16 protein-coding genes are annotated in these 17356 nt (G+C 71.0%); 9 read left to right on the top strand and 7 right to left on the bottom strand.

Translation table 11 applies throughout. The features are described 5' to 3' along the window. On the bottom strand, positions 1-1341 hold the full coding sequence (locus Apa02nite_RS00535; protein WP_067701524.1) for a 3-oxoacyl-ACP reductase: 1341 nt from the start codon (positions 1339-1341) through the stop codon (positions 1-3). A 69-nt stretch (positions 1342-1410) separates the two neighbouring features. Here Apa02nite_RS00535 and Apa02nite_RS00530 point away from each other — a divergent pair, with 69 nt between their 5' ends. Then, positions 1411-2688, top strand: a complete 1278-nt coding sequence (locus Apa02nite_RS00530; protein ID WP_203823313.1) for an acetyl-CoA C-acetyltransferase — start codon at positions 1411-1413, stop codon at positions 2686-2688. A gap of 7 nt (positions 2689-2695) precedes the next feature. On the opposite strand, the gene Apa02nite_RS00525 is transcribed toward Apa02nite_RS00530, so the two are convergent. The 4 genes from Apa02nite_RS00525 to dhaM form a co-directional block, all read right to left on the bottom strand. Beyond that, on the bottom strand, positions 2696-3271 hold the full coding sequence (locus Apa02nite_RS00525) for a hypothetical protein (RefSeq protein WP_203823312.1): 576 nt from the start codon (positions 3269-3271) through the stop codon (positions 2696-2698). Between the two features lie 31 nt (positions 3272-3302). Further along, positions 3303-4652: a glycoside hydrolase family 10 protein gene (locus Apa02nite_RS00520; RefSeq protein WP_203823311.1), complete on the bottom strand. Its 1350-nt coding sequence runs from the start codon at positions 4650-4652 to the stop codon at positions 3303-3305. A gap of 135 nt (positions 4653-4787) precedes the next feature. Continuing rightward, entirely contained in the window at positions 4788-5048 is a 261-nt protein-coding gene (locus tag Apa02nite_RS00515; RefSeq protein WP_203823310.1) for an HPr family phosphocarrier protein, read from the bottom strand. Next, the gene (dhaM, locus tag Apa02nite_RS00510) at positions 5032-5415 is read right to left on the bottom strand and encodes a dihydroxyacetone kinase phosphoryl donor subunit DhaM (protein WP_203823309.1); all 384 of its coding nucleotides are present in this window, start codon (positions 5413-5415) and stop codon (positions 5032-5034) included. Before dhaM ends, Apa02nite_RS00515 begins: the two co-directional genes overlap by 17 nt. Positions 5416-5480: 65 nt before the next feature. On the opposite strand from dhaM, the gene dhaK reads away from it, so the two are divergent. The 5 genes from dhaK to Apa02nite_RS00485 all read left to right on the top strand — a co-directional run bounded on the left by dhaK (position 5481) and on the right by Apa02nite_RS00485 (position 11789). Continuing rightward, positions 5481-6473 carry a dihydroxyacetone kinase subunit DhaK gene (dhaK, locus tag Apa02nite_RS00505; protein ID WP_203823308.1) on the top strand — a complete coding sequence of 331 codons (993 nt, stop codon included), beginning with the start codon at positions 5481-5483 and terminating at the stop codon, positions 6471-6473. 2 nt (positions 6474-6475) lie between these two features. Beyond that, positions 6476-7096, top strand: coding sequence for a dihydroxyacetone kinase subunit DhaL (dhaL, locus tag Apa02nite_RS00500; protein WP_203823307.1), 621 nt, complete (start codon positions 6476-6478; stop codon positions 7094-7096). A 67-nt stretch (positions 7097-7163) separates the two neighbouring features. Next, positions 7164-8726, top strand: a complete 1563-nt coding sequence (locus tag Apa02nite_RS00495) for a methyl-accepting chemotaxis protein (RefSeq protein WP_239164015.1) — start codon at positions 7164-7166, stop codon at positions 8724-8726. Between the two features lie 52 nt (positions 8727-8778). Then, complete coding sequence (locus tag Apa02nite_RS00490) at positions 8779-9438, top strand: acetoacetate decarboxylase family protein (protein WP_203823305.1); 660 nt, start codon at positions 8779-8781, stop codon at positions 9436-9438. 968 nt (positions 9439-10406) lie between these two features. After that, on the top strand, positions 10407-11789 hold the full coding sequence (locus Apa02nite_RS00485; RefSeq protein WP_203823304.1) for a YibE/F family protein: 1383 nt from the start codon (positions 10407-10409) through the stop codon (positions 11787-11789). Between the two features lie 4 nt (positions 11790-11793). Here Apa02nite_RS00485 and Apa02nite_RS00480 read toward each other — a convergent pair whose 3' ends face one another. Both Apa02nite_RS00480 and recD2 read right to left on the bottom strand, forming a co-directional pair. Beyond that, positions 11794-12429: a DUF4360 domain-containing protein gene (locus Apa02nite_RS00480; protein ID WP_067698197.1), complete on the bottom strand. Its 636-nt coding sequence runs from the start codon at positions 12427-12429 to the stop codon at positions 11794-11796. Between the two features lie 228 nt (positions 12430-12657). Next, a complete protein-coding gene (gene recD2, locus Apa02nite_RS00475; RefSeq protein WP_203823303.1) occupies positions 12658-14859 on the bottom strand; it encodes an SF1B family DNA helicase RecD2 in 2202 nt (733 codons plus the stop codon). Between the two features lie 50 nt (positions 14860-14909). On the opposite strand from recD2, the gene Apa02nite_RS00470 reads away from it, so the two are divergent. The 3 genes from Apa02nite_RS00470 (at position 14910) to Apa02nite_RS00460 (ending at position 17306) form a co-directional block, all read left to right on the top strand. Continuing rightward, positions 14910-15887: an acetylxylan esterase gene (locus Apa02nite_RS00470; RefSeq protein ID WP_203823302.1), complete on the top strand. Its 978-nt coding sequence runs from the start codon at positions 14910-14912 to the stop codon at positions 15885-15887. Between the two features lie 291 nt (positions 15888-16178). Further along, complete coding sequence (locus Apa02nite_RS00465) at positions 16179-16511, top strand: PadR family transcriptional regulator (protein WP_198171076.1); 333 nt, start codon at positions 16179-16181, stop codon at positions 16509-16511. A 141-nt stretch (positions 16512-16652) separates the two neighbouring features. Continuing rightward, the gene (locus Apa02nite_RS00460; protein WP_203823301.1) at positions 16653-17306 is read left to right on the top strand and encodes a hypothetical protein; all 654 of its coding nucleotides are present in this window, start codon (positions 16653-16655) and stop codon (positions 17304-17306) included. Positions 17307-17356 lie beyond the last annotated feature (50 nt).

The following is a 17356-nucleotide window of genomic DNA, read 5'->3' as shown; positions in this document are numbered from 1 at the left end:
TCAGGCCCCCAGCAGGCTCTGGCCGCAGACCCGGACCACGGTGCCGCTGATCGTCGCGGAGCCCGGCGACGCGTACCAGGCGATCGTCTCGGCCACGTCGATCGGCAGGCCGCCCTGCGACATGCTGTTCAGCCGGCGGCCGGCCTCGCGCAGGCCGAGCGGCATCTTCGCGGTCATCGCGGTCTCGATGAAACCGGGCGCCACCGCGTTGATCGTGATGTCCTTGCCGGCCAGCAGCGGGGCGGTCGACTGGACCAGCCCGATCACACCGGCCTTGCTGGTGGCGTAGTTGGTCTGGCCGCGGTTGCCGGCGATCCCGGCGATCGACGCGACACCGACGATCCGGCCGCCCGGCTTGATCAGCCCGCGCTCCAGGAGCAGGTCGTTGACGCGTTCCGGCGCGGTCAGGTTGACGCCGATCACCGAGTCCCAGCGGCTCTCGTCCATCCGCGCGATGGTCTTGTCCCGGGTGATGCCGGCGTTGTGCACCACGATGTCGATGCCGGCGTGCGGCCCGGCGGCCAGGTAGCCGGCCAGCCGTTCCGGCGCGTCGGCCGCGGTCAGGTCGAGCTGCAGGGCCCGGCCGCGGGCCTTGTTCGCCACGTCGGCCAGGGCGTCACCGGCGCCCGGCACGTCCAGCGCGATCACCTCGGCGCCGTCGCGGGCCAGCACCGCCGCGATGGCCGCGCCGATGCCCCGGGCCGCGCCGGTGACCAGCGCGAGCTTGCCGTCGAGGGGTTTCGCCCAGTCGGCCGGTGCGGGCGCGGCCCCGGCGCCGACCCGGATCACCTGGCCGGACACGTAGGCCGAGCGGCCGCTGAGCAGGAACCGCAGCGTCGACTCGACGGACTGCTCGCCGCCGGGCGCCACGTAGACCAGCTGGCTGGTGACGCCGCGGCCGAACTCCTTGCCGATGCTGCGGGTCAGACCCTCCAGGCTCCGCTGCGCGGTCGCCTCTTTCGCCGAGGCGGTGGCTTCCGGTGGGGTGCCCAGCACGATGACCCGGCCCGAGACGTTCAGGCTTCTGGCGTACGGGTGGAAGAAGTCGAACAGCGCCCGCAACTGGGTCGAGTCCACGATGCCGGTGGCGTCGAAGACCAGTGCCGCGTGCCGGGCACCCTCGGCGGCGGTCGCCACGACCTGCACGCCGATGCTCTCCAGCAGCTTGCCGGCCGGTTCGGCGAGCCGGCCACCTGGCGCCGCGCCGAGCAGCACCGGGCCGTCCGCGACCGGGTCGCCCGGACGGTACCGTCGCAGCCGGGGCGGGTCGGGCAGCCCGAGTCGCTTGACCACGGTCCGGCCCAGCCCGGAGTTGGCGAAGTTCGCGTACCTGTCAGCCATGCGAGTACCCTACCGGTCAGTAGCTTTCCTGCTATGGGATGACTCAGCTTCGATATCTGGAGGAACGCCGTGCCTGCCGTGCGTCGCGTCGCCGTCCTGGGCGGTAACCGTATCCCGTTCGCCCGGTCGAACAGCAGGTATGCCGCCGCCAGCAATCAGGACATGCTGACCGCCGCGCTGGACGGGCTGATCGCCCGGTTCGGGCTGGCCGGCGAGCGCCTGGGCGAGGTCGTCGCCGGCGCGGTGCTCAAGCACTCCCGCGACTTCAACCTGACCCGGGAGACCGTGCTCGGCTCGCGCCTCGACCCGCAGACCCCGGCGTACGACATCCAGCAGGCCTGCGGCACCGGCCTGGAGGCGGCGATCCTGGTCGCCAACAAGATCGCGCTGGGACAGATCGAGTCCGGTGTCGCCGGTGGTGTGGACACCACGTCGGACGCGCCGCTGCAGGTGAACGAGGACATGCGGCAGGCGCTGCTGGAGCTGAACCGGGCGAGGACGCTCGGCGCCCGGCTCAAGGCGGTCGCCAAGCTGCGCCCGCAGCACGCGCTGCAGCCGGAGATCCCGCGCAACGCCGAGCCGCGTACCGGGCTGTCGATGGGTGAGCACGCCGCGCAGACCGCGCTGACCTGGCACATCGAGCGGCAGGCGCAGGACGAGCTGGCCCTCGACTCGCACCGGCGTCTGGCCGCCGCGTACGACAAGGGTTTCTTCGACGATCTGATGACGCCCTATCTGGGCCTGACCCGCGACCAGAACCTGCGGGCCGACAGCAGCCTGGAGAAGCTCGCGAGCCTCAAGCCGGTCTACGGCAAGGAGGGCGCCACGATGACGGCGGGCAACTCGACGCCGCTCACCGACGGCGCGTCCACCGTGCTGCTGGCCTCCGAGGAGTGGGCGGCCGCGCACTCGCTGCCGGTGCTCGCCTACTTCGCCGACTCGCAGGCCGCCGCGGTCGACTACGTGCACGGCGACGAGGGCCTGCTGATGGCGCCGGCCTACGCGGTGCCCCGGATGCTCGCCCGCAACGGCCTGACCCTGCAGGACTTCGACTACTACGAGATCCACGAGGCGTTCGCGTCGCAGGTGCTGTCCACCCTGGCCGCCTGGGAGTCGCCGCAGTTCTGCAAGGAGAAGCTGGGCCTGGACGCGCCGCTCGGCACGATCGACCGCGCCAAGCTGAACGTCAACGGCTCCTCGCTGGCGGCCGGCCACCCGTTCGCCGCGACCGGCGGCCGGATCGTCGCCACCCTGGCCAAGCTGCTCGCCGAGAAGGGTTCCGGCCGCGGCCTGATCTCCATCTGCGCGGCCGGCGGCCAGGGCGTGGTCGCGATCCTGGAGCGCTGACGGTTCGTCAGTCGGGCGGGCAGCGGAGTTTGCGGGCCTGGAAGAACATCTCGGTGTCGGCGTCGGTGTCGCCCGTGAGGTTCTCGTCGCAGTTGAAGATGCCGCCATTGCCGCCGGCCCGCCACGACGTGATCGTGCCGGTGCTGGTAGCGCCGCCGCAGGTCCAGGTGAACGGGGCGTCGACGGTCCGGATCCACTCGATCGACACGAACCGGCCGACGGCGTCCGTGCTGCCCGAGTCGCCGGTAGAAGGATGGTGCACCGTGCCGAGGTCGACGAGCGGCTTCGCGGCGCCGACCTGCGCGTCGAACTGCCGGTAGACCTCCGCGGCGGGCACCCCGGCATCGGCCTGGACCGCGGCCGTGCGGGTGGCGATCTCCTCATATACGTCGTCGAACTTCTGGTTCTTGACGGTCGCCTTGTGCACCGGCGTCACCCCGGTGAGCAGGTTGCCGGAGGTGACCGTGCCGAAGGTGGCCTGCCCGCCCGAGCACACCGGAACGGGCGCCGGCTCCTTCTCGCCGGCGTCGGTGCAACCGGCGAGCAGGAGCAGCGGGACGAGAGGGAGGGGCCGCCAGTTCATCTCCTCATGATGACGGCCCCTGTCGACTCGGTCAGGCGCTGGTGCAGGTAGGCGTACCGGAAGGGGCGGACCCGGTGCCCTGGAAACCGAAACTGGTGCTGGCCCCGGCGGCGACGCCGCCGTTGTAGCCGACGCTGCTGAACGTGACCGCGCCGGTGGAGCCGGACGCGGTGCTGCTCCACGAGTTGGTGATCGCGGCGCCGGTGGGCAGGGTGACCGCGACCCGCCAGCCGGTCAGCGCGGTCGTGCCGGCCTTGACCGTCACGGTGGTGACGAAGCCACCGGTCCAGGCGTTCGTGGACAGCGTCGCGGTGCAGCCGGCCGCGCCGCCACCCGGGGCGGAGCTGCTGGCCGACGGGGTGGGGCTGCTCGGGGAGGTGGTCGCGCCGAACGCGGAGATCACCGAGGTGTAGGCGGCCTTGGTGGTGCCGTTCGCGTCGAAGAGCAGCGGGGTGTCCGAGGCCCGCCAGGAGTCCGAGTCCCGGATGCCCCAGACGGTGATCCCGGCGCACTTGCTCACCGCGAGACACGCTTGGACCACTGTGGCGTACGAGTCGGCCTGCGCGGTGCCCGACCCGGCGATGTCCAGCTCGGTGATCTGCACCTCGACGCCCAGGTCGGCGAAGCGCTGCAGGTTGGCCTGGTAGTCACTCGGCAGCGGCGACGCCGAGTTGAAGTGCGACTGGAAGCCGACGCAGTCGATCGGCACCCCGCGGGCCTGGAAGTCCTTGACCAGGTTGTAGACCGCGGTGCTCTTCGCATTGACGCCGTCGGTGTTGTAGTCGTTGTAGCAGAGCTTGGCGGCCGGGTCGGCGGCCCGCGCGGCCTTGAACGCGACCTCGATCCAGTCGTTGCCGGTCCGCTGCAGGTTCGAGTCGCGCCGGGCGCCGGTCGAGCCGTCCGCGAACGCCTCGTTCACCACGTCCCACGCATAGATCTGACCTTTGTAGTGGGTGGCGACCGCGGTGACGTGGTTGACCATCGCGCTGCGCAGCGCGGTGCCGGACAGGCTCGACGCCCAGCCGGGCTGCTGCGAGTGCCAGGCCAGGGCGTGGCCGCGGACCCGCTGCCCGTTCGTCTTGGCGCGGGCCACGATGGTGTCCGCGCTGCTGTAGCTGAACGAGTTCTGGGACGGCTCGGTGGCGTCCCACTTCATCTCGTTCTCCGGGGTGACCATGGTGAACTCGCGGTCCAGGATCCCGGCGTAGACCGTGTCGCTGAGCTTGTACGCGGCGACGGCCGTACCGAAGTACTTGCTCTTCGCGGCGGCGGCCGAGCCGAGCGTGGTGGCCGCGTTCGCGGAGGGGGAGAGGGCGAGCACGGCACCGGCGGTGACGGCGCCGGCGGTGAGGACGGTGAGGATGGCGCGCGATCGTCTCATGGGAGCTCCAGTCGGGGATCTGGAAGCATCGACAACTATCGAAGCCGATCGAAACGCTACCGACATGTTCCGGAAACCTCAACCGGTTCAGTGCGTGGATCGCCAGTTGGCAGGCTCCGAAACTTTCGGGCTCTTTTATGTGGCGGCGCGCAGCACCTCGGCGACGGCGGCGACGGCCGCGGCGGCGTCCTCGCCGGTGGCGACCACGGTCACGGTGGCGCCCGCGACGGCGCCGAGCGACATCAGCTTGAGCGCGCTGCGGGCGGGCGCGGATCGGTCCTCATGTCGTACCGAAATGGTGTTGCCGAAGCGGGCCGCGGCCCGGACCACCTCGCCGGCCGGGCGGGCGTGCAACGCCGCCGGAAGGACCACCTCGACCTCAGAACTTTCCGACATCACGCGCCTCCCGGGCCGCCTCGGCGACCGTGTCCAGGTCGGCGCCGGCCGACGCGGTGACCGCGGCCGCGACCGCGCCCTCCACGAACGGCGCGTCCACCAGCAACGGACCCGGCGCGTCCTCGAGGACCGCGCGGGTGGTCAGCACCGCGCTGCCCAGGTCGGCCAGGATCACCACCCCGGCGCCGTCGTCGGCACGGGCGATCGCCGCTGCGATGATGTCCGGACTGGTGCCCAGATCGCCGTCGCCGGTCCCGCCGGCCGGTTCGATGCGCACCTCGTCCGTCGCGACCTGCCGCAGCAGGTCCCGCAGACCTGACGCCAACTGCTCGGAGTGCGATACCAGCACGATTCCCACAAGCCCCATGGATCTCGATGCTAGTAGGGGGAAGGATGCATGACGTGATGGCCTGACTACCGGAAGGCACCGTCGTGAAGAAATTCATCAACGATCCCGCCGACGTCGTGGCGCAGTCCCTCGCCGGGCTCGCCGCCGCCCACCCCGAGCTGCGGGTGGACACCGAGGAGCAGTACATCGTCCGCGCCGACGCCCCACGCGCCGGCAAGGTGGGCCTGGTCTCCGGCGGCGGGTCCGGGCACGAGCCGCTGCACGGCGGGTTCGTCGGGCCGGGCATGCTGGACGCCGCGGTGCCCGGCGAGGTCTTCACCTCCCCGGTGCCCGACCAGATCCTGGCCGCGACGAAGGCCGTCGACGGCGGCGCAGGCGTCGTGCACGTGGTGAAGAACTACACCGGCGACGTGATGAACTTCCAGCTCGCCGCGGAACTCGCCGCCGACGAGGGGATCAGCGTCGAGACCGTGCTGGTCGACGACGACGTCGCGGTCGAGGACTCGACCTGGACCGCCGGGCGCCGCGGCACCGGCGCGACCCTGCTGGTCGAGAAGATCGCCGGGGCGCGCGCCGAGGAGGGCGGCAAACTCGCCGAGGTCGCCGCGATCGGGCGCGAGGTCAACGCCGCGTCCGGTTCGTTCGCGTACGCCCTGACGTCCGGCACCACCCCGGCCGCCGGCCGTCCCGGGTTCGAGCTGCCGGCCGACGAGATCGAGGCCGGAGTCGGCATCCACGGCGAGCCCGGCCGCCGCCGCGAGAAGCTGCGCCCGGCCAAGGAGCTGGTCCGCTCGGCGCTGGACGCGATCCTGGACGCCAAGACGTTCACCGGGCCGGTGCTGCTGCTGGTCAACGGGCTCGGCGGGACACCGCTGATCGAGCTGTACCTGATCTACGGGGAGGCCTCGGCGTACCTCGAGGAGCGCGGCGTGGCGATCGCCCGGCAGCTCGTCGGCAACTACGTGACGAGCCTCGACATGGCCGGGATGTCGCTCACCCTGTGCCAGGCCACCGACGAGATGATCCGCCTCTGGGACGCGCCGGTGCGTACCCCCGGACTGCGCTGGGGTGCCTGACCGTGGACGTCACGCTCGCCCGCGAGTGGATGCGGGCCGCCGCCGGTGCGATCGCCGCCGACGCCGACCTGCTCACCCGGCTCGACGCCGCGATCGGCGACGGCGACCACGGCGTGAACCTGAACCGCGGCTTCACCGCCGTGGTCGCCGCCCTGGAGAAGACCCCGCCGGAGACCGTCGCCGACGTGCTGATCAAGGCGGGGACCACGCTGATGTCGCGGGTGGGCGGCGCGTCCGGCCCGATCTACGGCAGCGCCCTGCGCGCGGCCGGCAAGGCGCTGCCACCGGCCGCCGAGGTGCAGCCGGCCGACCTGGTGGCGGCGCTGCACGCCGGTCTGGAGGCGGTGCGCAAGCTGGGCGGGGCGGCGCCGGGCGACAAGACGATGGTCGACGCGTACGGCCCGGCCGCGGACGCGTTCGAGCAGGCGGTGGCCGGGGGAGCGGACCTGGCCGGTGCGGCGGGGGCGGCGGCCCGGGCGGCGGCGGCCGGGGCCGAGGCGACCGTACCGTTGCAGGCCCGCAAGGGGCGGGCTTCCTACCTGGGCGAACGCAGCATCGGACATCAGGACCCAGGTGCCACCTCAACCGCCCTTATCTTCCAGGCGCTGGCCGACGTTTCTTAGCTTCAGCCGAAACGCGCCGATTCAGCAGGTGTCAAACACATGCTGAGGAAAAGGTGCGGCGATGGGCATGAGCGGTGCATTCGACAACCGGTCGTTGCGGACCAAGATCGGTGCCGCGGCTCTCACCGCGACGGTCGGCGGTCTGATCGTGGGCGGTCTGTCGATCAGTACGGTCCGTGACCTGAACACCACCGCAGCGGCCGCCCAACGACAGTCGATCAAGGTGGAGGAGGGTGTCGCCGGCTTCAGCAAGAACGTCGAGTCGTTCGCCGGCAACAGCTCGGCGATCCAGCTGTACCCGGCCCTCGCCGACGGGATCAAGAAGGTGATGGCCGCCAACCAGCAGGCCGTCGAGGACTCGCTGACGGGACTCGCCGCCGCGCTGCCCGGCGACGACACCGTCGCGAAGACCCAGGCCGACTGGAAGGCCTACCTGGCGTTCTTCGGCAAGGACCTGCGGAACGCCTCGAAGGCCGAGCTGAACCAGGCCCTCGTCGACTACACCAAACTGCACGACGCGCTCGGCGCCGACGCGTCCGCGCTGCAGGAGCGCGCCGGAAAGCTGTCCGAGCAGCAGATCTCCGACGCGGCCACGTCCGCCACCCGGGCCAGCTGGACCATCGCCGGGGTGCTCGCCGGCGGTGTGCTGCTCAGCCTGCTGATCGGCTTCCGGGTCGCCGGCCGGGTCCGCCACGACGTCCGCGGTGTCGCCCGGCTGGCCGAGGGACTCGCCGAGGGTGACCTGACCCGTACCTCCGGGGTGGTCGGCCTGGACGAGGTCGGCCAGATGGCCGCCGCGATGGACAAGGGCATCGCCCGCCTCCGCGAGGACGTCGTGCAGCTGGCCGGCAGCGCGACCACCCTGCAACACGCCGCGGTCCAGCTCACCTCGGTCTCCGGCGCCGTCGACGCGGCCGCCAACGAGGCCTCCAGCCAGGCCGGCACGGTCTCCTTCGCGGCCGAAGCGGTCTCCGGCAACCTGCAGATCGTCTCGGCCGGTGCCCAGGAGATGGGCTCCGCGATCCGCGACATCAGCGTCTCCACCTCCGAGGCCACCGAGGTGGTGGTGCAGGCCGTACAGGCGGCCGCGGCGACCAACGCGATCGTGGCCCGGCTCGGCGCGTCCTCCGCCGAGATCGCCACCGTGGTCAAGGTGATCACCAGCATCGCCGAGCAGACCAACCTGCTCGCCCTGAACGCCACCATCGAAGCCGCCCGGGCCGGCGAGCTCGGCAAAGGCTTCGCGGTGGTGGCCGGCGAGGTCAAGGACCTGGCCCAGGAGACCGCCAAGGCGACCGAGGACATCTCCCGGCGGGTGCAGTCGATCCAGGCCGACACCAGCGGCGCGGTCAGCGCGATCTCCGAGATCAGCGAGATCATCGAGCGGATCAACGGCCTGCAGCTGACCATTGCGTCCGCGGTCGAGGAGCAGACCGCCACCACCCAGGAGATGAACCGGACCCTGACCGAGGCGGCCCACGGCGCCGGCGAGATCGCCAACACCATCACCGGGGTGTCCGAGGCGACCCGGCGCACCACCGACACGGTCGGCGAGACCCGGCGGGCCGCCGACGAACTGACCACGACGGCGAGCCAGCTGCAGAGCGTGGTCTCCCGCTTCCGCTACTGAGCGCTCCTTCTGCGTTCTTCCGCTCCTGACACATTGATGTCAGTGTTGGGGGATGTACCCGCCTGAGCCCTGGCATCTGCGCGGACAGATGTACCTCTCGGTCTTTTTGATCCCGATGCGCGCCGTGCCGCCGCTGCCCGAAACCCTGGGCGCGACGGTGCGGCCGGTGTCGTTCGGCGGCCGGGCCGCGGTCGGCGCCGCCTGGGTCGACTACCAGCCCGGAGGGGTCCTGCACTACCGCGAACTGCTCAGCGCGGTGCTGACCCACGAGCGCGGCCGGCCGCGGGTCAGCATCACCGACATCTGGGTGGACAGCGTGGCGTCCCGGGAAGGGGGGCGGCGGCTCTGGGGGATCCCGAAGGAGATCGCCGAGCTCCGGATCGACGCGGATGAGGAGCTGGTGGACGCATCGGCCGCGCTGCCGGAGGGCGGGGCGATCGGGTCGGCGCTGGTCCGGCTGAAGCGGCAGGTGCCGGGGCGGTTTCCGCTGGGGTTCACGGTGGCTCAGGCGTTGGGGGGTCAGGTGAAGCGGACGCCGGTGCGGGGGCGTGGGGGGTTGCGGATGAGCGGTGCCGGGTGGCGGGTGGATCCGGCGGGGCCGTTGGGGTATCTGGCGGGGCGGCGGCCGGTGGTGAGTGTGGCGGTTACTGATTTCTGGTTGGTGTTCGGGCGGACGGCAGAGGATCGGGCGGCGGCTCGTCCACGTCCGTAGGTGGCCCTGTGGTGGGGGGTGTGTTGGCGGGGCTCGCGCGGTGGCGGGGGCCTGTGTTGGCGGGGCTCGCGGTGGCAGGGCTCGCGCTGGCAGGGTCTGTGTTGGCAGAGCCCGCGGTGGCAGGGCCCACCCTCCCAGGGGGCTCCCCCTCGAACAGTGTGGCGAAGAAGGCCGGCAGGTGCGGCGTGCCCTGTGCACGACCCGGGTCGGTGGATGAACGCCGGCGCGGCTGGTGACGCTGCTACCCGGCCTCGGCGAGCCCTCGGCGCCGCATCCGGTGGTGCCGCCCGCGCTCGGCCGCGGCAGGTGCTGGCGCCTCGCATGCCGGGGAGCCGTGCGCGCCAGCCGGAGGCGGGTCGCGGGCGGTCGTCGCGCGGTGTTGCCGGTGCGTTGCGGTTCGCCGCGCCGTCACGGCCGGACTCTGGGACGTGCGTCCCGCAAGATGGACGTCCGGTCCCGGCAGTTGGTCCGTCGGGGCGGTGCCAGTCCGCGGTACGGCGTTGAACACGCGATGTTCCGCGTTCCCGGAGCAACCTCCCGTCCCCGGCTGGTGCTGAGGGGTGCCTCGCGGCCCCAGAGGCACCCCTCAGCACCAGCCGGGAACGACGGGCTGGCGCTGAGGGGTGTCTCGACGGGTCTGAGGGGACCCTCAGCGCCAGCCGGAGGTGCGCCGGCGCGATTGATCTCTGCGGCGCGCTGTCCGCGGGCAGCCGGCGACGGCCACAGCCCGCCCCGCCGCGCCCCGCGCCGTCGCACCCAGCCCCGCCCCACCCCGCCAAGATCGTCCCGCGAGAAAAATAGCCCGCCCTCCCAGGGGGCTCCCCCTGAGACAGTGTGGTGGAGGGGGAGGTGTGGGGTGGGGTGGGGTGTGGATGAGTTGGTTCTGTGGATGACGCCGAGGTGGTGGCCGGCGTCGCTACCGGTAGGTTCGGCGGGTCCGCAGTGCCGTACTCGAGGAGCCAGCACCCATGGCCGGTCATCACCACCACAGCCACGACGCCCCCGGCCGTGACCTGCTGCCCCAGGCCCGTCGCCTCACCCTGACCCTCCTGGTCCCGGCGGTGCTGCTGACCCTGATCGGCATGCTGCTGCTCTGGCCCCGCGACACCCCGCAGGCCGAGACGCCCGCGGACGGCGGCCCGGTGCAGGTGCAGGGCGACGTACGGTCGGTGACCCCGGCGGAGTGCCCGCCGGTTCCCCAGGGTGAGACGCAGCCGACCGGTTGTGGCACCGCCGTGGTGGAGTTGGCGGGCGGTGAGGTGGTCAGCACCGAGCTGCCGTACGGGCCGGGCGCGCCGACGATCAAGGCCGGCGACCGGGTGATCATGATGGGGCTGGAGGACGAGGCCGGCGCGCTGCGCTACTCGATCGCAGATCATCAGCGGTCCCGGGAGCTGTGGCTGATGGCCGCGGCGTTTGCGCTCGCGGTGATCGCTTTCGGCCGGTGGCGTGGGCTGACCGCGCTGGCCGGGCTGGCGGTGACGTTCGGGGTGTTGCTGTTCTTCATCGTCCCGGCGATCCTGGACGGCCGGTCGCCGATGCTGGTCGCCGTGGTCGGCTCGGCCGCGATCATGCTGACCGTGCTGTATCTGACGCACGGGTTGACCATCACCACGACGATCGCGGTGGCCGGCACCCTGGCCAGCCTGATCATCACCACCGTGCTGGCCGAGGTCGCGGTCGGTGCGGTGCACCTGACCGGGGTCGCCGACGACACCTCGAACTTCTTGTCGATCACCCAGGGCGCCGTCAACATGCAGGGGCTGCTGCTGGCCAGCATCGTGATCGGCTCGCTCGGTGTGCTGGACGACGTCACGGTCACCCAGTCGGCCACGGTCACCGAGCTGGCTTTGGCCAATCCGGCGTACGGTTTCCGCAGCCTCTACGGCGCCGCCACCCGGATCGGCCGCGCGCACATCGCATCGGTGATCAACACGATCGTGCTGGCCTACGCGGGCGCCTCGCTGCCGCTGCTGCTGCTCTTCTCGACCGGCGGCACCCCGGTCGGCGAACTGCTCACCGGTCAGCTGGTCGCCCAGGAGCTGGTCCGCAGCGCGGTCGGCACGATCGGCCTGATCGCCGCGGTGCCGATCACGACAGCCCTGGCCGCCCTGTTCGCCTCCCGGATGCACGCCGGAGCGGCCGGAGCGCACGGCGGCGCGCCAGAAAAGAGCAGCAGCGAGCTGGGAAAGCACAGCGGCGCGTCAGAAAAGGACAGTAGCGAGCTGGGAAAGCACAGCAGCGCGCCAGAAAAGCCGGGAAAGGACAGGCCGGCCGTCGGAGCGACAGAGGCGGAGACGGCCGGCCGGCGTCCACCCACCGAGAGCCCATGGGCGGCGTTCGAGAAGTAGCTCGTCAGCACTTCTTCCAGGCGACCCGGTACAGCGTGTTGATCGCGGCGTCGGTGGAGTCCATCGAGATGAAGCTGGTGTACTTGTGCGCGTCGGACGTGCCCCGGTTGACCCGCAGATCGGTGTTGATGTTCAGGTAGCGCCGCTCACCGCACGGCAGGAAGCTCAGCGAGGCGATTCCCACCTGGTCGGTCTTCTGCCAGTTGTCGTCGAGCGGGCCCTTGAAGTTGTGTTCGATCCGGGTCGTCTGGGAATGGCCCTGGAAGTAGTAGTTGGCGGCTTCCTGCGCCCAGGCGCCCTTGGCCAGGCTGGCGTATCCGCGGTAATCCGCGCTGGCGATCGCGAACGTGAATCCGGACGGCACCTTGATGTCCAGGGCGATCTGGCAATTCTTTCGGAAATCGAGCGGCGTGGACTTCGGGCCGACCTGCGCGGTGTAATCCGAGTAGGTGACCGTGAAAGCGGTGTTGTCCGGCGAGACCACGATCTTCGCGGACTTGTCCGGGCAGCCCGAGCCGTTCGCGTTCACCACGTCGATGATCATCATGTTGTCCGGCGTGGGCATCGGCGAGGCCTGTGCCGGTGTGGCCACGGCGAGTGAGGCGAGCATGGTCGCGGCGGCGGTCAGTTGGCGGAACATGGTGGAACCCCCGTTGGTTCGATCGGAACTGCGTTGGGGAAAGACTATTTGTGGCGCCGCCCTTTTCGATTCATTTCGGCCTCACCGTGTTTAGCAGTTTCCGTTGTCCGGGTGTCCGGCCGCGAACGCCATTCGGCCGGGATCCCGCAATTACCGCACGGCCTGCCGGCAATGGTGCTACTCCACTCCCGTGGTGATGAATTAGCGACCCAAAGGTATGAAAAAAGGTCAGCCGAGCCGTGACGTCAGCGCGGTGTGCCGCCGCCCGGCGCTGACCGTCCGGATCGCGGCCGCCAGAGCCTTGCGCGACCCGACCAGCACGACGAGGCGTTTCGCCCGGGTGATCGCGGTGTAGAGCAGGTTCCGCTGCAGCATCATCCAGGCGCTGGTGGTCAGCGGGATCACCACGGCCGGGTACTCCGAGCCCTGCGACCGGTGGATGGTGATCGCGTACGCGTGGGCCAGCTCGTCCAGCTCGTCGAAGTCGTAGTCGATCAGCTCGTCCTCGTCCGTCCGTACGGTGAGGGTCTGCTCCTCGGGGGACAGCGCGGTGACGATGCCGACCGTGCCGTTGAAGACCCCGGCCGCGCCCTTGTCGTAGTTGTTCCGGATCTGGGTGACCTTGTCGCCGACCCGGAACACCCGGCCGCCGAGCCGGCGCTCCGGCAGCCCCTCGCGGCCCGGGGTGAGCTCCTGCTGCAGCAGGGTGTTGAGCGCGCCCGCGCCGGCCGGCCCGCGGTGCATCGGGGTGAGGATCTGCACGTCGCGGCGCGCGTCCAGGCCGAACTTGCGGGGGATCCGCGTGCACGCGACGTCGACGGTGAGCGCCGCGGTGGCCTCGGTGTCGTCGCAGGGGAACAGGAAGAAGTCGCGCATCCCGTCGAGCTGCACCGGCCGGCCCTGGTTCACCCGGTGCGCGTTGGTGACCACGCCGCTCTCCGCGGCCTGGCGGAAGATCTGGGTGAGCCGGACCCGCGGGATGACGTCCGCGCCGAGCAGGTCGCGCAGCACCTCGCCGGCGCCGACCGAGGGCAACTGGTCGACGTCGCCGACCAGCAGCAGGTGCGCGCCCGGCGGGATCGCCTTGACCAGTTTGTTGGCCAGGATCAGGTCCAGCATCGAGGACTCGTCGACGACCAGCAGGTCGGCGTCGAGGGGGTTGTCGCGATCGAACGTCGCGTCGCCGCCGGGTTGCAGCTTGAGCAGGCGGTGCACGGTCGCGGCCGGGTGGCCGGTCAGCTCGGCGAGGCGCTTGGCGGCCCGGCCGGTGGGCGCGACGAGCTGGATCTTGGCCTGTTTGGCGACGGCGAGTTCGACGATCGATCGTACGGTGAAGCTCTTGCCGCAGCCGGGCCCGCCGGTGAGCACCGCGACCTTCGAGGTGAGCGCGAGTTTCACCGCCTCCTCCTGCTCGGGGGCGAGCGTGGAGCCGGTGCGTTTGTGCAGCCAGGAGAGCGCGCGTGGCCAGTCGACGTCGCCGAAATGCGGCATCCGGTCGGATCTTTCCCGCAATAAACGGATGAGTGATGAGGCGAGAGATACCTCCGCCCGGTGGAACGGCACGAGGTACACGTTGTCCTCCTCGCGGACCACGCCCTCCTCCTCGACGAGTTCCGCCAGGCAGGACGGGATCAGGCCGATCGGGACATCGAGGATCTTCGCGGCGTCAGCGACGAGATCCGCAAAAGGCAGGAAGCAATGACCGTTATCGGTCGCCTGGGACAACGTGTACTGCAGGCCGGCCTTCACCCGTTCGGGGCTGTCGTGCGGGATGCCGACGGCTTGCGCGATGGTGTCCGCGGTCTTGAACCCGATGCCCCACACGTCCGACGCCAGCTTGTACGGGCTGTTCTTGACCACCGAGATCGACGTGTCGCCGTACTTCTTGAAGATCCGCACGGCGATCGAGGTGGAGACGCCGACGCCCTGGAGGAAGAGCATCACCTCCTTGATCGCCTTCTGCTCGGCCCACGCTGAGGTGATCTTGGCAGTCCGTTTCGGACCGAGACCGGTCACCTCGATCAGCCGGTTCGGCGACTCCTCGATGATCTCCAGGGTGTCCAGGCCGAAGTGGTCCACGATCCGCTCGGCGAAGACCGGTCCGATGCCCTTGACCAGGCCGGATCCCAGATAACGGCGGATGCCCTGGATGGTCGCCGGCAGCACCGTGGTGTACGAGATCACCTCGAACTGGCGGCCGTACTGCGGGTGCGAACTCCACCAGCCGGACAGCCGCAGACTCTCACCCGGCTGCGCGCCGAGCAGCGCCCCGACGACGGTGAGCAGGTCGGAGCCGCTCTTCGAGGTCGCCACCCGGGCCACCGTGTAGCCGGTGTCCTCGTTCACGTAGGTCAGCCGCTCCAGCACGGCCTCGAGCACGTGCGGAGCCGGTCGGGACGTCTGCTGCGTGTTGCCGGACACGTCGCCCATCGTGCCAACACCTTTCGTTCCGCGTACAGCACCCCCTAGCGTGTGCTTACATGGCGCATTTTGATCTCCCGCTGCCCGCGTTGCGCACGTATCGCTCCGGGACCGCGGAACCTGACGGATTCGGTGACTTCTGGACGCGCACGCTCGGCGAGGCGCGGGCCGCGGCGAAACCGGTCGAGCTCACCGAGGTGGCCACCCCGTTGCGCGGCGTCACCACGTATGACGTGACGTTCACCGGCTACGCCGGCCAGCCGATCAAGGCGTGGCTCAACGTCCCGGCCGGCGCGTCCGGTCCGCTGCCGATCGCTGTCGAGTTCATCGGGTACGGAGGTGGCCGCGGCCGTCCGCTCGAGTGGCTGCTCTGGAACGCCGCCGGCTACGCGCACCTGGTGATGGACACTCGCGGTCAGGGCGGGAACTGGCGCGGCGGGGACACCCCCGACCCGGACGCGGACGGCGCAGGCCCGTCCTCGCCGGGTTTCCTCACCCGTGGCGTCCGCTCCCCGGAGACGCACTACTACCGGCGGCTGTTCACCGACGCGGCCCGGGCCGTCGAGACCGTCGCCGAACTGCCCGGCGTGGACGCGTCGAAGGTGGTCACCACCGGGAAGAGTCAGGGCGGCGCGCTGTCGATCGCGGCCGCCGGCCTGGTGCCGGACCGGGTCGCCGCGGTGGTCGCCGGGGTGCCGTTCCTCTGCGACATCCGTCGCGCGGTGACCGTCACCGACAGCTTCCCGTTCCAGGAGATCGTCATGTTCCTGCGGGCCAACGCGGACCGGGCCGAGCAGACGTTCGCCACCCTCGACCACTTCGACGTGGTCAACCTGGCCCGGCGGATCACCGCGCCGGCGCTGCTCTCCACCGCGCTGATGGACACGGTGTGCCCGCCGTCCGGGGTGTTCGCCGCGTTCAACGAGATCACCAGCTCGAAGGAGATCGACGTCTACGACTGGGACGGGCACGAGGGCGGCCGGGCGTTCTTCGACACGAAGGCCCTGGAGTTCGCCGCCGCGCACCTACTGAGCTGACCGCGCCCCCGCGCCCCCGCGACGTCCCGCCCCGCGACGCCGCGGCCCGCGAGGTCCCGCCCGCGACGCCGCGGGCCGCGGGACCCGGCCGCGCCTGGCGGACTCGGGCTGGCGCCCAGGGGTGTCTCCGCATCGCGGAGACACCCCTGGTGCCCAGCCGGGAACCGGGAGACGCGTCACGGTCCGGAGTGGGCGCCGCGTCGCGCGAGACCATCCCGGGACGCGGCTTGTAGCCTGCGGACGGGACTCGGTATGCGTACCGAAAAATTCTCTGGAGGAAAGGCGGCCGGCATGGTCAGGCCGATCCGGGCCACCACCGCGGTGACCAGGGTGCTGGCCGCGTTCCTCGAGGACCCGGCGGCGGACCGGTACGGGCTCGACCTGATGCGGGACAGCGGATATCCGAGCGGCACGGTCTACCCGATCCTGATGCGGCTGGAGAAGGCCGGTTGGATCGTGGCGAACTGGGAGCATCTCGACCCGGTGGCGGCCGGGCGGCCGGCCCGCAAGTACTACCGGCTGACCGCGGACGGCGCGGTGGCCGCCCGGGCCGAGCTGGCCGAGCTGCGGCGACAGCTGAGCCGGGGCCTCGGCCTCACCCTGCCCGAGCCCGGCGCCACCTGAATTCTTCCGGGCCGGGCGCTGCCTGAATCGTCCGGAGTATGAGCGTTGCCGGAATCCTCCGGGGCCGGGTTTCTCAAGACGAGGCCTTCGCGACCGACCGGACTCTTCGCCAACCGTCGTCGTTCCCGGAGGAACCCCTTGATGCAGCCGACCCCCCGTCGTGCCCTGCGGTCGTCCGCGGTCGTGATCTCGGTGTGCGCTCTGGCCGGGTGCGCCACGCTCACCTCGGCCACCACCACGACGTCACCCACGTCGACCGCCACCCCCGGTCCGGCCAGCACGTTCGTCCAGACCCCGGTGGCGGCCACGGTGGCCGCGCCCGGCCTGTCACTCACCGGCACGAACCTCCCGGTGATCGTCGCCTCCCTGATCAAATACGGCCAGTGGCTGATCACCAATCCGGATCCGGCGCTGGTCACGACCATCGCCGAGCCCGGCTGTGCCGCGGCGAACCAGTTGATCGCCGAGACCCAGTCGCTGATCGACCAGGGCGCCTACGTGACGACCACCGCCCCGACCGTCACCGCGGTGCGCTGGCCGTCACCGGCGCCGTCGGCGAGCGCAGCGTCCTTCGGCGACCAGGCCACCCTGGACCTCCAGGTGAGCCGGCCGGCCGAGGCGGTCACCATGCGGTCGAGCGGGAAACAGACCCAGGTCCTGTCCTACCTGCCGGAGCTGAGGTCGACGACGGTCCGCATCTCGCTGTTCCGCGCCGCCGACAAGAAGTGGCGCTTCTGCGAGGTGTCCACCCCGCTGGACGGCAGCCGTGCGGATTCCATCGCCGTCCTGCTCTGACACACACCTCCGGTCCGCGCGACCTTCGCCTCTGACTTGCGCGACGCACT

The organism is Actinoplanes palleronii, assembly GCF_016862315.1.
Lineage (GTDB): Bacteria > Actinomycetota > Actinomycetes > Mycobacteriales > Micromonosporaceae > Actinoplanes > Actinoplanes palleronii.
The sequence above is the reverse complement of the archived record's forward strand: the minus strand, read 5'-3'. Positions and strand labels throughout refer to the sequence as shown.

What these genes read in the sequence shown, in the direction of transcription:
- Apa02nite_RS00535 (WP_067701524.1), bottom strand. Translation starts at nt 1,341, where the DNA reads ATGGCTGACAGGTACGCGAACTTCGCCAACTCCGGGCTGGGCCGGACC.
- Apa02nite_RS00525 (WP_203823312.1), bottom strand. Translation starts at nt 3,271, where the DNA reads ATGAACTGGCGGCCCCTCCCTCTCGTCCCGCTGCTCCTGCTCGCCGGT.
- Apa02nite_RS00520 (WP_203823311.1), bottom strand. Translation starts at nt 4,652, where the DNA reads ATGAGACGATCGCGCGCCATCCTCACCGTCCTCACCGCCGGCGCCGTC.
- Apa02nite_RS00515 (WP_203823310.1), bottom strand. Translation starts at nt 5,048, where the DNA reads ATGTCGGAAAGTTCTGAGGTCGAGGTGGTCCTTCCGGCGGCGTTGCAC.
- dhaM (WP_203823309.1), bottom strand. Translation starts at nt 5,415, where the DNA reads ATGGGGCTTGTGGGAATCGTGCTGGTATCGCACTCCGAGCAGTTGGCG.
- Apa02nite_RS00495 (WP_239164015.1), top strand. Translation starts at nt 7,164, where the DNA reads ATGAGCGGTGCATTCGACAACCGGTCGTTGCGGACCAAGATCGGTGCC.
- Apa02nite_RS00490 (WP_203823305.1), top strand. Translation starts at nt 8,779, where the DNA reads ATGTACCCGCCTGAGCCCTGGCATCTGCGCGGACAGATGTACCTCTCG.
- Apa02nite_RS00485 (WP_203823304.1), top strand. Translation starts at nt 10,407, where the DNA reads ATGGCCGGTCATCACCACCACAGCCACGACGCCCCCGGCCGTGACCTG.
- Apa02nite_RS00480 (WP_067698197.1), bottom strand. Translation starts at nt 12,429, where the DNA reads ATGTTCCGCCAACTGACCGCCGCCGCGACCATGCTCGCCTCACTCGCC.
- recD2 (WP_203823303.1), bottom strand. Translation starts at nt 14,859, where the DNA reads ATGGGCGACGTGTCCGGCAACACGCAGCAGACGTCCCGACCGGCTCCG.
- Apa02nite_RS00470 (WP_203823302.1), top strand. Translation starts at nt 14,910, where the DNA reads ATGGCGCATTTTGATCTCCCGCTGCCCGCGTTGCGCACGTATCGCTCC.
- Apa02nite_RS00465 (WP_198171076.1), top strand. Translation starts at nt 16,179, where the DNA reads ATGGTCAGGCCGATCCGGGCCACCACCGCGGTGACCAGGGTGCTGGCC.
- Apa02nite_RS00460 (WP_203823301.1), top strand. Translation starts at nt 16,653, where the DNA reads ATGCAGCCGACCCCCCGTCGTGCCCTGCGGTCGTCCGCGGTCGTGATC.